This is a genomic window from Streptomyces sp. NPDC048441 (genome assembly GCF_043200235.1).
GTDB lineage: Bacteria > Actinomycetota > Actinomycetes > Streptomycetales > Streptomycetaceae > Streptomyces.
On the sequence record NZ_JBICXM010000003.1, the window covers coordinates 139,808 to 153,306 of the forward strand.

Consider the following 13,499-nt stretch of genomic DNA (forward strand, 5'->3'; position numbering starts at 1 on the left):
GAGACAGGAGCCCAAAATGCACACGCAGCCGCAGCCGCAGGCACAGCACCGCATCATCGTCATCGGGGCCGGATACTCCGGAGCCGTCGCCGCCGGGCGCCTCGCCAAGCGGCTGCACCGCGAGGACGTAGCCGTCACCCTCGTCAACGCCGAGCCGGACTTCGTCGAGCGCGTCAGGATGCACCAGCTGGCGACCGGCCAGGCCCTGAAGCCCCGGCCGTTCAGCGAGATGTTCGCGGGCACGGGCGTAGAACTGAAGCTGGCGAAGGTCACGGGCGTGGACGTCGACAGCAAGACGGTCACAGTCACCGACACAAAGAGCACCGAGAAGCCGACGATCGAGGAACTGGAGTACGACACCCTCGTCTACGCCCTCGGCAGCGCCTGGAACAGCCACGACATCCCCGGCACCGCCGAGCACGCCGACGAGATCGCCAGCCGCCCCGGAGCGCTCCGGCTGCGCGAGCGCCTGGCCCGCCTGGACGCGGGAGAGACCGTGCTCGTCGTCGGCGGCGGCCTCACCGGCGTGGAGGCCGCGACCGAGATCGCCGAGGCCCGCCCGGACCTGGACGTCGCCCTCGCGGCCCGCGGCGATCTTGGCGACTGGCTCTCGCCCAAGGGCCGCGGGCACCTGCGGAAGGTCATCGAGAAGCTCGGCATCACAGCGCACGAGCAGACCGCCGTGACCACCGTCGAGGCGGACAGCGTCGACACCGCCGACGGCAGGTCGATCCCGGCCGCGGTCACCGTGTGGACCACCGGCTTCGCGGTCCACACGATCGCCCGGTCCACGACCCTCGAGGTCACCGACACGGGCCAGATCATGGTCGACAGGACCATGCGCTCGCTCTCGCACCCGGACGTGTACGCCATCGGCGACGCGGCCATGGCGATGGGCCCCGGCGACAAGCCGCTGCGCATGTCGTGCGCGACGGGCACCCCCATGGCATGGCAGGCCGCCGACGCCATCGCGGCACGCCTGACCGGCGGAAAGATCCCGAAGGCGCCCCTGCGCTACTTCAACCAGTGCATCTCGCTGGGCCGCAAGGAAGGCCTGATCCAGTACGTCACCGCCGACGACCGAGCCGTCCGGGCGGCCCTGACAGGACGATTCGCCGCCGTCTACAAGGAACTGGTCTGCAAGGGCGCGGCCTGGGGCGTCGAAAACCCGGTACTCGGCATCCCGACCCGACGCCGCCGCGTGGTGCGGGAGCAGACGCAGGCGGCGTCGGCCGTCAGGACATCGGTCTGACGGGGCCGGACATGGGGCCGCCGGAGCGGCCCCATGTCCATGTCCATGTCCATGTCCAGCCAGTCGGCCTGCCTGGAACAGGTCAGGTCGTTGGTGGGCAGCTTGCCGGTGGCCGGGTAACGGTTGACCTGATGGTCTGGTCGACGCAGGCATTCTCGTAAAGGCCGTAGATCGCGTGCCGGTTGGCGCCCTTGACGGTGATCAGCTTGGAGCTCGGCAGCAGGCCGTGCAGGGCGACAGCACCCTTGTGCGCGGTGCGCGGGTCCCGACCCGACCGTCCGTCTGCCGGTGAGAAGTGGACGGCACCGGACCGGCCACGCAAAAGCCGGAGGCCCTGACGATTTCCCGTCAGGGCCTCCGGCCAGCTGTGCACTCGGCAGGATTCGAACCTGCAACCTTCTGATCCGTAGGTTGGGGCGGGGACCTGGGAGAGGGCTCTACCGCCTGCCGCGACGGTCGCTGGCGGTAGTGGTCATCAGCCTGCGTGTGCCCTCGTTGCCGTCACGGTTGCCGTCAACATCGCGCCTTCGGAGCGCCGATACGACCGTGTCCACCACGCTACTCTCGGCGCATGGTCGAGGCTTTCGTCTCCGGTGACGGCCACCGCGCGTGCGGCATCTGTCCGTCCCGCCGCTTCCCGCTCGGTGAGTTCGACGTGGCTGAGCGCCCGTCTCGCGAGTGCCCCTTCAATCCCGAGGACGGCCATAGGTACACCCTACGTGGTGTGCCTGTCTGCGTTCACCCGGAGAAGGTGGGGCTACCGCCCGCGCCGTACAAGACGGACGGTGTGGCTCTGCTGGCGGACGTCGCGCTGCCCGATGACGTCGCCGAACTCGATGGGTACCTGCGTGAGCTGGTGCACAGCGCGGCACCTGGTGCGCTGGAGCTGCTGATCGACCTGGCGGACCGTGAGATCCGGCGGACCTTCCCAGAGGTAGACGCGACCTTGGCACTGCGCCGTGCGTTCAACTAGCCCCCTTTAGCTGGCCATGGGGAAGCCGGGGGCGAAACGGCGGCCACCATCAAGGATGCCGAGCGGCTCGTACTTGGCCGCAACGATGGCCTTGCGCCTGGCGGTCTCGTCCTTGGTGAGCCAGTAGCGCTCGTTCATCGGTCCCCACGCCGAGCGGTACACCTGGTGGGTGTAGTCGCCGTGGTCCCACTCGCCGATGGCTTCGCGGTCCGTGGCGTGCACGAACTTGATCCCGGTACGGGCCTGGATGCGGCAGAGCACGGTGAACTGAGCGGCGAGTGCGTGGACCATCTCGTCCACGGGGACAGATACGGGGATCTCGGCGGCCTCCTCGTTCTGGTGCGTCATCTCGTAGACGGCCGACTTGATCGCCATGACGCGCATGGCCTCGGGAAACAGAGGCTCGGTGTCCATCTCGACGTCGAACCCGTCCACCAGGGCGTACCCCATGAAGCACTGCCAGTCCTCGTCGTACTTCGCACAGGCCGTGCGCAAGCGGTCGAACTCGCGGTCAGCCTCGACGATCGCGAGGATCTCGCGGGCTCGACGCGCCACGACCTCGGGGGCGGGCCGTACTAGCGTTGCGGACACTGCTGCACTCTCCTTCGTTGGTTGGTGCATCGGTAGACCCGTCCGGCTGCCGACCGCCGTCACGCAACGGCAGTCGGACGGGAGTTCATGGGGTGGTCGGGCTTGTGGCAGTCACGCCGAGTACGAACCCGATCGATGCCGAGATGGCGATGATCAGGAGCGGTCCGGCGTAGCTGGTCACACGGGCGGCTAACCGGCTCACGGCTGCTCGCCCGAACTGCGGTCGTCGGCCTCACCGGCGTTGGTCCCGTGCACGTCGCTGGCGCCCTCTTGGGCCTGGGCGGTTCGGTGCTGGGGGCACTGGCACGGTGGGTATTTCATCGATCCAGGGGGCAGCTCGTAGGCGTCCAGGTTGTCGAGCTTCAACACGCCTTCGGTGCCCTGTTCCTCGGTCAATCGGGCAAGCTCTGCCCGCGCTTCGCTTCTCATGACTCAACCCCTCGGGGGACGTCTGCGGCGAGCGTTTCGCCGATCTTTCGTGTGCTCTACGCAACCGCGCGACCACGCACGGCGGTACCGTTGCAACAGCCTCGGGACTTGAAAGCCTTGAAAGCACGCAAGAGCGTGGGGAGTTGAGACTCATGGCGAAGCGCGAACCGAACGGAGCGCTCGGCCACCTGCTCGCCGAGAGCCGTTGGACGTACCGCCAGTTCGCACGGGCCGTGAACCGCATAGGTACGGAAACCGGCACCCCCTTGCGCTACGACGAGTCAGCCGTGAGCCACTGGCTTGGCGGCACCGTTCCGCGTGACGCTGTGCGGGGCTGCATCCTCGAAGCCTTCTCCCGTCGGCTGGGCCGCCCGGTCACGCATGCTGAAGCGGGTCTGCCCGTTCCCTCCGATCACTCGCCCGTGTCCACGGATACCGTGGAAGGGCTGATCGATCTGGGGAGGCAAGATATGGACCCGTCCCGCCGCAGAGTGCTCGGTGCGGGCCTGTTCTCGGTTGCCTTGACGGTCCCCGGCTGGCCGGACGTCATCGGACGTGCTGAGGCGGTGCAGTCCGGCCGCACGTCACGCATCGGCATGAACGAAGTAGACATGGTCATAGCGATGACCGAGCGGGTCTCAGAGCTGGACGACCAATTCGGCGGACGGCACGCCCGCCCCATGGCGGCCTCGTTCATGGTCAACACCGTTGCCTCGTACCTGCGCGCCGATGCGCCCGAGGATGTCCGGCAAGCGATGCAGTCCGCCGCGTCGGACCTGCTGTACCTGACGGGCTACATGGCCGTGGATGAAGGTCTCCATGGGCTCGCCCAGCGCTACTACGTCAAGGCCTTGGAGCTGGCTGGGGCGGCTGAGGATCACCTCACGTACTGCACGACCTTGCGCGGCATGAGCGTGCAGGCGGTCGACTTGCACCATGGGTCCAAGGCCATGGAGCTGGCGGACGCTGCTGCCGCAGCATCCCCGAAGGCTGGACCTCGGATGCGGGCCTTCCTCGCCGGTCAGCAAGCGCACACGGCGGCACAGACTGGCGACCGTGCGAGCGCGCTGCGGTACATCCGTGAGGCAGAGGCGGCCATGGACCGTGCGGAGTCTCGGGGGAAGGCGTTCGGCTCGTACGATCCGTCATCGCTCAACTACCACGTGAGCCAGGTGCGTTACGAGCTCAGTGACCGGGCTGGCGCCGTGGAAGCCATGCAACGGGCGGACGAGATGCGCCAGAGCGTCTACCGCCGCACACGGGTACACAGGCGCGGCCTCCTGGCAGAACGGCAACTAGAAGTCGGCTACTTGGAAGCGGCGTGCGCCACCTGGCACCAGGCGCTCGACGACTACCCCATGGTCCAATCCGGGCGTGCCGACGACCGCGTGAAAGCCATGTTCGGCCTCATCCGCCCGCATCTGAAGAACGCAGCGGCCCGTGATCTCTACGACCGCGCGCGGACGATCGCACCCCCGGCATTGGTCAGCTGACTTTCGTCTGCCGGGCCCGATGAATGGCGCGCTGACCCACGCGGCCGGCACTCACGGCTTTGGCCGGTGTCCTGCCCGGATTGGGGTCGGGCATGGTCAGGGGGCCGTACGCTTCCCGGCAACTCGGGCAGGCTTTGCACCTGCCCGGAATGTGAACGAGTGGCCCCCTGGCCTTGCCCGACGCGGGCCCCGATCCGGGGAGGTGGCTAAAGCCGTGAGGGCCTGCCACTCCCAGCCACAGGGGAGCGGCTGGACGCTGAGGCTCAGGTCCGCTGTTGCTTACAGGGCAAGGCAATCCGGCGTACGGGCGGCTCGCCGACCGGACGGGACCGGCCGAAGGCCGCACGCCCGGCCGAGGCGGCGAAGGGCCGCCCGGCGCGCCGAAGGCACGCCTTGACCTTGTAAAGAAACTCTGCGGAACCTACAGCCTCAGCACGGCCGCAGCGTCTCCCCCGGTGGCTCGGGTCGCGGCAAGCCACTCCGGCGCACTGGCTACCTCGAACCGGTCGGCGGGAGCCGCGATCGGGCTGACCGGCTGGCGGCCGGTGAGAAGTGGACGGCATCGGGTCTCGTGTTCACCACGCGCAACGGAACCCCGATCGAGCCCCGGAACCTCAACCGCGCCTTCGAGACCCTGAGCAACCGTGCGGCATCCGTCAGGTCCGCTTCCACGACCTTCGGCACACCTGCGCCTCGCTCCTGCACGAGCAGGGCGCCGACGCCCGGACGATCATGGAGATCCTCGGCACAGCTCCATCCGCGTGACGATGGACATCTACACCTTCGTACGGCTCGACACGCAGCGAGCGGCCTTCGGGCGGGTCGGTGACGCCCTGGCGGCGGGTGACGGCAATGGGCCGGACGACGATGACGGCCTGGCTGGATCACCTGTCGCGATCTAGGACGGTTGCCGTCAATCACTGCCGTCAAGGCAAAAGCCGGAGGCCCAGTCGATTACTCGACTGGGCCTCCGGCCAGCTGTGCACTCGGCAGGATTCGAACCTGCAACCTTCTGATCCGTAGTCAGATGCTCTATCCGTTAAGCTACGAGTGCTTGTTTCTTCTGTTGTGTTGCTCTTCCTCCCGGGTTTTTCTCCCCGGTCGGCGTTGCGAGAACAACATTACATGACCTGCGCCGTGAGGCGAAATCCGTTTCCCGCACCCCGTGTGAGCTGGGAAAACAGCCGCAAACACGCACCCGCGGGCACGCACTCACGGACACTCGCTCACGACCGAAGCCCCGGTCCAGTGGACCGGGGCTTCGGGATCACGCAGCGGAGGCGGAGGGATTTGAACCCTCGATGGGATGTAAGTCCCAAACCGCATTAGCAGTGCGGCGCCATAGACCGGACTAGGCGACGCCTCCAGCTTGCACACCTGCGCGAACGCGAGGGGTGCGTGCAGATGATGACACAGCCGAGCGGCGTGTCACCAATCGCGGCCTCCACGGTACTGGTCGGGCGGCCCGCAGAGCAAAGTGTCTTCCGCCGCCCGCAACGTCACGCCGTCAACAGCGTTAGACGCGGTAGAGCCCGTACGTGTTCGCGTACCCGGCATCCCGCACCCAGTGGAGCCCCGTCATGCTGCGCCGTCTCGTCCTCACCGCCGTCGCGTCCGTCGCCGCGCTGTCCGCCGCGCCCGTCGCCGCCCACGCCGACATGGGGCCACTGCACCTGTCGACTCCGCTGACCGAGTCGACCCCCGACCGGCTCACCGTGACGGTCGAGCATTCGGGGGGCGCGGGCGACGGGACGTACGAACTGCAATGTCACCCGGGGGGCGGCACCCACCCGCACGCGCAGGACGCGTGCGGGAAGCTCGACCAGGGCACGTGGGGCAAGGACACGTTCGCCCCCGTGCCGGCCGACTCGATGTGCACGATGCAGGACGGCGGTCCCGCCACCGCGCACATCACCGGGACCTGGAACGGGCGGCCCGTCGACGCGACGTACGACCGCAGCAACGGATGCGAGATCTCGCGGTGGGACGAGCTCGTACCGGTGCTGCCCGAGGTCGGCACCGCCTAGCCTCAACACCTCAGCCGGATCCGGCCGGCCGCGACCTCGTCGTGACCAGGCGGTACGGAAGCCACACATCTTCTGCGTGCGACCTCCCTCTCATCCGGCGTCGCGCCCGCAACCACTCCCCGTAGACTCCCTCCCGTGACACGCCACGGGCCACGGGGCAAGATGGCCTGAGCGAGTCGGCAAGCAGCAGTGATCAGGGAGGAAGCGTCGTCGTGAGCAGCAGGCCATCCCGAGGCGCTGCTCGCCTCGCAGCCATACTCGACGCGCTTCCGGACGCGTTGGTCCTCGTCAACGCGAACGGGACCGTCGTGAACGCGAACGCGATCGCGCTCGAGGCGTTCGAGACACCGGGCACCGCTCTTGTCGGGCGTGGACTCCTAGATCTGTTGCCGGAGTTCGACTCCCGGCTCATTCCCGGATCCATGCGCCGACCCGAGTCCATCGACGAGCGCGGGCGGACCAAGCCGACGCGGATGACCGCGCGGCGCACGGACGGCAGCGAGTTCCCCGTCGAGGTCACGAGCTCGCCCCTCGATGACATCCGGGACGCGTACGACAATTACGGCTACACCGGCGACGAGTTGCTCATGCTCGTCGTACGCGACCTTTCGGGCGCCGTGGACACCGAGGCCGAACTCGCCCGCTCCCAGCGGCAGACCGAGATGATCCTGCGGGCCGCCGCCGAGGGTGTTGTCGGGACCGACACGGAGGGGCGGGTCGTTCTCGTCAACCCGGCCGCCGCGCAGATACTGGGCTTCCGTGCCAGCGATCTGGGTGGGCAGGAGCTGCATCAGCTGGTGCTGCACTCCCGCGCCGACGGTGAGCCCTTCCCGTACGACGAGTCGCCGCTCGCCGACACCCTCCGCTCCGGGCGCAAGCACCGGGTGCGCGGGCAGGTCCTGTGGTCCAAGAGCGGTGACCGGGTCGCGGTCGACCTGACGACGGCTCCCGTGCGGGACGGGGACCAGCTCGTCGGCGCGGTCATGACGTTCACCGACCGGCGGCCCTACGACGCGCTCGCCGAAGAGCACGAGGCCGCCATCGCGCAGCACGCGGCGGAGATGCAGGCCGCGACCGAGCGGCGTACGGAAGAGCTGCGGGCCGCCACCGAGCAACATGCCGCCGAGCTCGCGGCAGCCGCCGAGCAGCGCACGGAGGAGATCGCCGCCGAGCAGGAGCGGTACGCGGCGCTCGGGGAGCGCGAGAAGGACCGGTACGAGGCGCTGGCCGAGCGGGAGACGGAGCGGTACGACGCCCTTGCCGCCCGGCATGAGCAGCTGGTCGCCGTGCTCGGTTCGTCGCTGCGTGGGCCTCTGGATGAACTGCGCCGCGAGCTTTCGGCCCTCGCCGCTGATGACGCCGGGCAGTTGTGGCCCGAGGCAAACCAGGTTCTTCATCATCTTTCGGCCGGGTATGCCCGCATCACCACCCTTGTCGACAATGTGCTGGGCTTCCAGTTGCTCGACTCCGGTGCGGATCAGCTGTCGTGCGTAAAGGTCATGCTCGATGCCGTAGTCGCGAGTGGGGTTGAGGGTGCCGTCGAGCTGATCGGGCCCGGCCGCGCGCAGTTCGCGGTGCACGCGCCGCCGATCGAGGTCGAGGTCGACCCGGGGCGGCTCGCCACAGCACTGGCCCATCTGGTCGCGGACGTGGCGGGGATCGACGCCACGGGGAACGCGCGTGCCGGAATCGCCCCCGTGATCCCGGCCGCCGGTGGGTACGTGGACTCCACTGTGGTCGTGGCCGCCGCGCAGCGCGGTGAGGTCGTACGCATCGAGGTGCGGGGGCCGTACACCGGAGGAGACCCGGTGCACGAGCCGATCGTGCGGGGCATCGTGCGGGCGCACGGCGGCGTGCTGCAAACGCATGAGGTGCCGGGGATGAGCGGCAATGCGTATGTTCTTGAGGTGCCTATCGGGGCGGGGGCTGGGGGCGGGGCGGTTTCGGTTTCCGCTGCGGCTGAGGCTGCAGCGGAGGATGCGGCTTCGGGCGTCTCTGGGGGGACGGGTGAGTCCTCCGGCTTCGGCTCCGGCTCCGACTCCGTGACTGACTCCGTGACTGACTCCGTGGCTGACTCTGTTGGTTCTTCGGTTGTCGTGCCTGAGCAGGCTTCGCCCACCACGGGTGGTGGGCGGCGTCGGGCTCGGCGGGCTTCCGGGCCTTCGGTCGACTCGTTCTTGGACAGTGCGGTTCCTGGGAGCGGGAGCGTCGGCTCTGGGGATGCCACTTCTGGGGGTTCTGCGGGCGGGGTCTCGCCCACCGGGACCGGGCGGCGTCGGGGGCGGCGTGCGGCTGAGGCTGAGGCCGCGGAGGCTGCTGCTGTTGGCGGGGCTGAGGTGCCAGTTGCTTCGGGGACGCCTGCTTCGGGGACGCCTGCTGGGGCTACTGGGGATGCTGGGGCTACTGGGGCTGTTCAGATTGCGCGGGCTGAGGGTTCGCAGACTTCTGGTGGGACGAGTGCGGGTACAGGTACTGGACGGCGGCGTGGTCGGCCCAGTGCTGCGGACGGCTCCGTAGGGTCCACGGGGTCCACCGGGGCCACCGGGGCCGTGAGCTCCATGGGCTCCGTGGTGACCGCCGCTGAGCACGCTGCCGGGTCGGCCGCGCTGGGACAGACCGTGCCGCCGCAGGGCGTGCCGGTTCCCGCGGGGGCGGTTGCTTCAGGGCGGCGTGCCCGGACGAACGACGAGCAGTTGGCGTTGCCGCCCGCCTTGCCTTCGGGTGGCGGCGGTGGGCAGGAGGCTGCTGCCTCCGGGGCCGGTAGCGCTGTTGCTGTCGCGGGCTCGGCTGCCTCGGCTGCCTCTGCCGGCGAGGCCTCGCCCCGGCCGACGGGGCGGCGCCGTCGTGCGCTGGCAGCCGCCAAGGAGCGGGCCGCTGCCGAGGAGGCACCCAGCGGGCGCGTCTTCGCGCTGCCGCCCGCGTCCGCGGACCAGGCGGACCAGGTGGAGCTGGCAGACCAGGACGACACGGGCCAGCACGAAGCGGCGCTGAGTCATCCGACCGACGATCACACGCCGCCGCAGCCTCATCCGGCGGAGGCGCCGACGGGGCGTCGGCGGTCCCGTCCGGCGGCGGGCGCATCGAGCTCCGCTTCAGGTTCCGCCTCAGGCTCCGAGGCAGGTGCACCTGCCTCGCCTGCCTCGCCTGCCGAGGGCCCGCCCGCCGGCGTTCCCTCGCCCTCGCAGGCCACTACGTACGGCGAAGGCACCCCCGCGCGGGGCGTCGCTCTCCCGCCCGAGCGCGGGACCCCGGCACGGGCCGCGCAGCCGCTGCCCGCCGAGGCCGCCCCCGGCGACCCCAACTCGACGCAGGGGCGCGCGATCAGCGTGCGTACGCTCGGGCAGGGCGTGCCGTTCGGCCAGCAGATCGCCGAGCAGCAGCAGCGCAAGCAGCGTCAGCTCGGGCTTCCGCAGAGCCAGGGGGAGCCCGCGTCACCGCAGCCGCCTCAAGCGGCGCAGAATCCCCGGATCCCGCAGCAGCCGCAGCCTCCGCTGCCCCCGCAAGCCCAGGCCCCGGCCCCGGCTCCATCTCCGACCCCCGCTCCGGGCACCCCGCGCCCCGCCGCCCCGCTACCGGAGCAGGCACCGGCGCAACCCCAGGCCCCTGGGCAGCCACAGCCCTCGCAGTCCCACACCCTCGGCGGCTCCGTCAGCGGCTCCGGGCGCCGCCGCAGGCTCTCCACTCCCCCCGAACCCACGGCCGAGGAGCGGCCCGAAGCCGCGGCCCGCCCGCATCCCCAGGCACAGCCACAGTCCCGTATCGGATCCTCCACGGAGGGCACGGGACGCGCGTACGCGATCGGCGCACCGGACGAGGACGCCGACGAGGGTCCGGAGCCGCTCGACGGCCCCGGGGGTGCCGTCGAGGTCGCCAACCGGCCCCAGCCGCAGCCCATGGACGACGAGCTGCCGCCCGAGCCGCTGGACAATCCGCGCCGCCTCCTCGTCTGGCCCGCGCCCGACGTCACCACGCAGCAGGCACTGAGCGACCGCGGCTACCGTCCCGTGATCGTGAACTCCCGCGAGGAGGTCGACGCCCAGATCGCGGCGTTCCCCGCGGCGCTGTTCGTGGACCCGCTGACCGGGCCGATCACGCGTACGGCTCTGCAGTCGTTGCGCACCGCCGCCGTCGCCGCCGAGGTCCCCGTGCTCGTCACGGCGGGACTCGGCCAGGCGACGCGCGAGGCGGCGTACGGCGCCGACCCCGCCGTACTCCTGAAGGCCCTCGCCCCCCGCGACAGCGAGCAGCACCCGCCGCGCGTCCTGCTCATCGAGGAGCACGAGGAGATCGCGCTCGCCCTGACCGCGACGCTCGAACGGCGTGGTATGCAGGTCGCGCGGGCCGCCAGCGACGCGGACGCGGTGACGCTCGCGGCGCAGATGCGGCCGAACCTGGTGGTGATGGACCTGATGCAGGTACGTCGCCGCAGGGCCGGAATCATCGACTGGCTGCGCGCGAACGGCCAGTTGAACCGCACCCCGCTCGTCGTCTACACCGCCGCCGTCGACCAGACGGAGCTGCCGCGGCTCGCGGCGGGGGAGACGGTGCTGTTCCTGGCGGAACGCTCGACGAGTGGCGAGGTGCAGGACCGCATCGTGGACCTGCTCGCGAAGATCGGTACGAACTGACCGGCTTCCTTAGGCCGTGATGCGGCGCAGCGCGGCCTTGATGGACGTGCGCAGCCGCTCCTTGTCGGCGTCCTCGTCGCCGACGAGGATCCGCCGCATCTGCGGCACGGCCGTGGACCAGGCCGCCAGTGCGACCACCATGAACATCAGGTGGGGGGCGGGGATTTCGTCGCTGATGACGCCTCGGGCCTGCGCATCTGCGAGTACGGCGACCTTGCGGTCGTAGTGGTCGACCCGCTCCCGCTCGTCCGGGAGTTCGTCCGTGCCGTACTCGATGCCCTCCCAGAAGAGCAGGCGCAGCAGCTCGGGCTGGGCGGCGTGGTAGTCCATCAGCCGGTCGATCCAGCCGTCCATGTCGTCGGCGTCGACGGGATTGCTGATCGCCATGTCGAGCATGCGCTTCTCGAGGACCTGCGTGAAGAGCTCGGCCTTGTTGCCGAAATAGGCGTAGATGAGCTGCTTGTTGGCTTTCGCCTCGCTCGCGATGCGGTCCATGCGGGCGCCCGCGATGCCGTACCGCGCGAACTCGGCCACCGCCGCCTCGAAGATCCGGGCCTTGGTGGCTTCGGGGTCTCTCACTGCCATGGGGACAGGGTAGCTAATCCATAGAGGTAACCAACTGGTTGGTTGCTTGACAGGGTGTGGGCGGCGAGTGCAGACTTTTTCCAACCAACTGGTTAGTTGGTTGGTTGGAACATTGGCTCAGTGCTGCACAAGGAGTTCGCCCTCTCATGCCGCCATCACCTCTCTCAAGCTCGACCTCAAGCTCAAGGTCGGCCTCAAGCTCGACCTCGAACTCAAGGTCGGCCTCAAGAACGGTAAGAACGGGAGGGACCCGGACGGCTGGCGAAGTGGCTTGCGAAGTGGCCGGAGACACCCGGTCCCAAGACACCCGGTCCCAAGACGCCCGGTCCCACCGCGCCATCCCGCCCGGCGTGCTCCTCGCCGTCGTGGCGATCTGCACCGCGGTGACCGCCGCCAACATCTACCTGGCGGCTCCCCTGCTCCCCCTCATGGCGCACGACTTCGGCACCCAGCCCTCCGACCTGGCCTGGCTCGCCTCGGTGTCCCTTCTCGGTTACGCCGCCGGGCTGCTGTTCTTCGCCCCGCTCGGGGACACGGCGAACCGCCGCCGCCTCGTCGGCATACTCTCGGTCGCCGCGACCCTGGCTCTGGGGGCGGCAGCGGTCTGCTCGGGCTCGGTCGCGCTCGCCTGCGCCCTGTTCGTCGCTTCGGCGGCAAGCGTCATACCGCAGCTTCTGGTGCCACTGGTCGCCGAGCGCGCACCTGCCCACCGTCGTGCCCGTCATGTGGCGGCCGTGATCGCCGGACTCTTCGCGGGAGTTGTCGCCGCACGGGTGCTCGGCGGGCTCGTGGGCCAGGCCCATGGCTGGCGCATCGTCTTCGTGGGCGCGGCCGTGCTGACACTGGTGCTCGGGCTGACCACGGCCGCGGTGCTGCCCGCCGAGAACCGGCCGCGCCACACCGGCTCTGCCCTGGCGGGCCTTGCCCGGCTGCCGCGGGTCCTGAAGGAGTCGCCGGAGCTGCGCCGCGCCTGCCTGCGCCAGGGAGGGATGTACGGCGCGTGGAGCGCGGTGTGGACCTCGCTCGCCCTGCTGCTCACCAGCGATACGTACGGCATGTCGACCGGGGCCGCGGGCCTCTTCGGGCTCCTCGGGCTCTCCGCGACCGCGGTCGGCCCGCTGGCCGGCGGGCTCGTCGACCGCTTCGGGGCGGCGCGCGTCACCGCGACCGCCTATGCGGGGGCGGCGGTCTGCCTGCCGCTGTTCTGGCTGGGCGGACAGCAGTTGTGGGCGCTGTGCGCGGCCGGGGTCCTGGTCCACGCCGCCCTCGTGGCGAGCCTTGTCGCCAACCAGACGCTGGCCCTGACCGCCACAAGACTGCCCGCCACCGCCAACACCGCCTATGTGGTGGCCGGTTTCGCGAGCGGCGCCGTGGCCTCGGCCCTGGCCGGGTCCGCCTTCACCCACTGGGGCTGGGGTGGGGTGTGCGCCATCGCGACGGTATGGCTGGCCCTGGGCTGGGCCACGACGATACGCCGCTCCGGCGGGGGAGCGGCGTAACGCCCGGGGCCAGGCTCCGGCC

At 70.0% G+C, this 13,499-nt stretch carries 12 protein-coding genes and 2 tRNA genes; 8 read left to right on the top strand and 6 right to left on the bottom strand.

Annotation, left to right across the window (positions count from 1 at the left end):
- Positions 1-16 precede the first annotated feature (16 nt).
- Positions 17-1,252 carry an NAD(P)/FAD-dependent oxidoreductase gene (locus tag ACGFSB_RS08570; RefSeq protein WP_393396133.1) on the top strand — a complete coding sequence of 412 codons (1,236 nt, stop codon included), beginning with the start codon at positions 17-19 and terminating at the stop codon, positions 1,250-1,252.
- An 82-nt stretch (positions 1,253-1,334) separates the two neighbouring features.
- Here the strand turns inward: ACGFSB_RS08570 and ACGFSB_RS08575 are convergent, their stop codons facing one another.
- Positions 1,335-1,625 carry an alpha/beta hydrolase gene (locus ACGFSB_RS08575; protein ID WP_393396136.1) on the bottom strand — a complete coding sequence of 97 codons (291 nt, stop codon included), beginning with the start codon at positions 1,623-1,625 and terminating at the stop codon, positions 1,335-1,337.
- A 198-nt stretch (positions 1,626-1,823) separates the two neighbouring features.
- On the opposite strand from ACGFSB_RS08575, the gene ACGFSB_RS08580 reads away from it, so the two are divergent.
- A complete protein-coding gene (locus ACGFSB_RS08580) occupies positions 1,824-2,225 on the top strand; it encodes a hypothetical protein (protein WP_393396139.1) in 402 nt (133 codons plus the stop codon).
- A gap of 6 nt (positions 2,226-2,231) precedes the next feature.
- On the opposite strand, the gene ACGFSB_RS08585 is transcribed toward ACGFSB_RS08580, so the two are convergent.
- Complete coding sequence (locus ACGFSB_RS08585) at positions 2,232-2,816, bottom strand: hypothetical protein (RefSeq protein WP_393396142.1); 585 nt, start codon at positions 2,814-2,816, stop codon at positions 2,232-2,234.
- A gap of 198 nt (positions 2,817-3,014) precedes the next feature.
- Positions 3,015-3,245: a hypothetical protein gene (locus ACGFSB_RS08590; protein WP_393396145.1), complete on the bottom strand. Its 231-nt coding sequence runs from the start codon at positions 3,243-3,245 to the stop codon at positions 3,015-3,017.
- A gap of 152 nt (positions 3,246-3,397) precedes the next feature.
- Here ACGFSB_RS08590 and ACGFSB_RS08595 point away from each other — a divergent pair, with 152 nt between their 5' ends.
- From ACGFSB_RS08595 to ACGFSB_RS08605, 3 genes are all read left to right on the top strand, one after another.
- On the top strand, positions 3,398-4,738 hold the full coding sequence (locus ACGFSB_RS08595; RefSeq protein ID WP_393396148.1) for a tetratricopeptide repeat protein: 1,341 nt from the start codon (positions 3,398-3,400) through the stop codon (positions 4,736-4,738).
- Positions 4,739-5,290: 552 nt separating this feature from the next.
- Positions 5,291-5,503, top strand: a complete 213-nt coding sequence (locus ACGFSB_RS08600) for a tyrosine-type recombinase/integrase (RefSeq protein ID WP_393396151.1) — start codon at positions 5,291-5,293, stop codon at positions 5,501-5,503.
- On the top strand, positions 5,500-5,640 hold the full coding sequence (locus ACGFSB_RS08605) for a hypothetical protein (protein WP_393396154.1): 141 nt from the start codon (positions 5,500-5,502) through the stop codon (positions 5,638-5,640). Before ACGFSB_RS08600 ends, ACGFSB_RS08605 begins: the two co-directional genes overlap by 4 nt.
- A 79-nt stretch (positions 5,641-5,719) precedes the next feature.
- Here the strand turns inward: ACGFSB_RS08605 and ACGFSB_RS08610 are convergent.
- Together ACGFSB_RS08610 and ACGFSB_RS08615 are read right to left on the bottom strand one after the other, a co-directional pair.
- Positions 5,720-5,792 (bottom strand) — tRNA-Arg (locus ACGFSB_RS08610).
- A 221-nt stretch (positions 5,793-6,013) separates the two neighbouring features.
- A tRNA-Ser gene (locus ACGFSB_RS08615) sits at positions 6,014-6,104 on the bottom strand.
- A 172-nt stretch (positions 6,105-6,276) separates the two neighbouring features.
- Here ACGFSB_RS08615 and ACGFSB_RS08620 point away from each other — a divergent pair.
- Positions 6,277-6,765: an SSI family serine proteinase inhibitor gene (locus tag ACGFSB_RS08620; RefSeq protein WP_393396156.1), complete on the top strand. Its 489-nt coding sequence runs from the start codon at positions 6,277-6,279 to the stop codon at positions 6,763-6,765.
- A gap of 212 nt (positions 6,766-6,977) precedes the next feature.
- Positions 6,978-11,393: a PAS domain-containing protein gene (locus tag ACGFSB_RS08625; protein ID WP_393396158.1), complete on the top strand. Its 4,416-nt coding sequence runs from the start codon at positions 6,978-6,980 to the stop codon at positions 11,391-11,393.
- 9 nt (positions 11,394-11,402) lie between these two features.
- Here ACGFSB_RS08625 and ACGFSB_RS08630 read toward each other — a convergent pair whose 3' ends face one another.
- The gene (locus ACGFSB_RS08630) at positions 11,403-11,978 is read right to left on the bottom strand and encodes a TetR family transcriptional regulator (protein WP_393396160.1); all 576 of its coding nucleotides are present in this window, start codon (positions 11,976-11,978) and stop codon (positions 11,403-11,405) included.
- 350 nt (positions 11,979-12,328) lie between these two features.
- Here ACGFSB_RS08630 and ACGFSB_RS08635 point away from each other — a divergent pair, with 350 nt between their 5' ends.
- Positions 12,329-13,477 carry an MFS transporter gene (locus ACGFSB_RS08635; protein ID WP_393396162.1) on the top strand — a complete coding sequence of 383 codons (1,149 nt, stop codon included), beginning with the start codon at positions 12,329-12,331 and terminating at the stop codon, positions 13,475-13,477.
- Positions 13,478-13,499 lie beyond the last annotated feature (22 nt).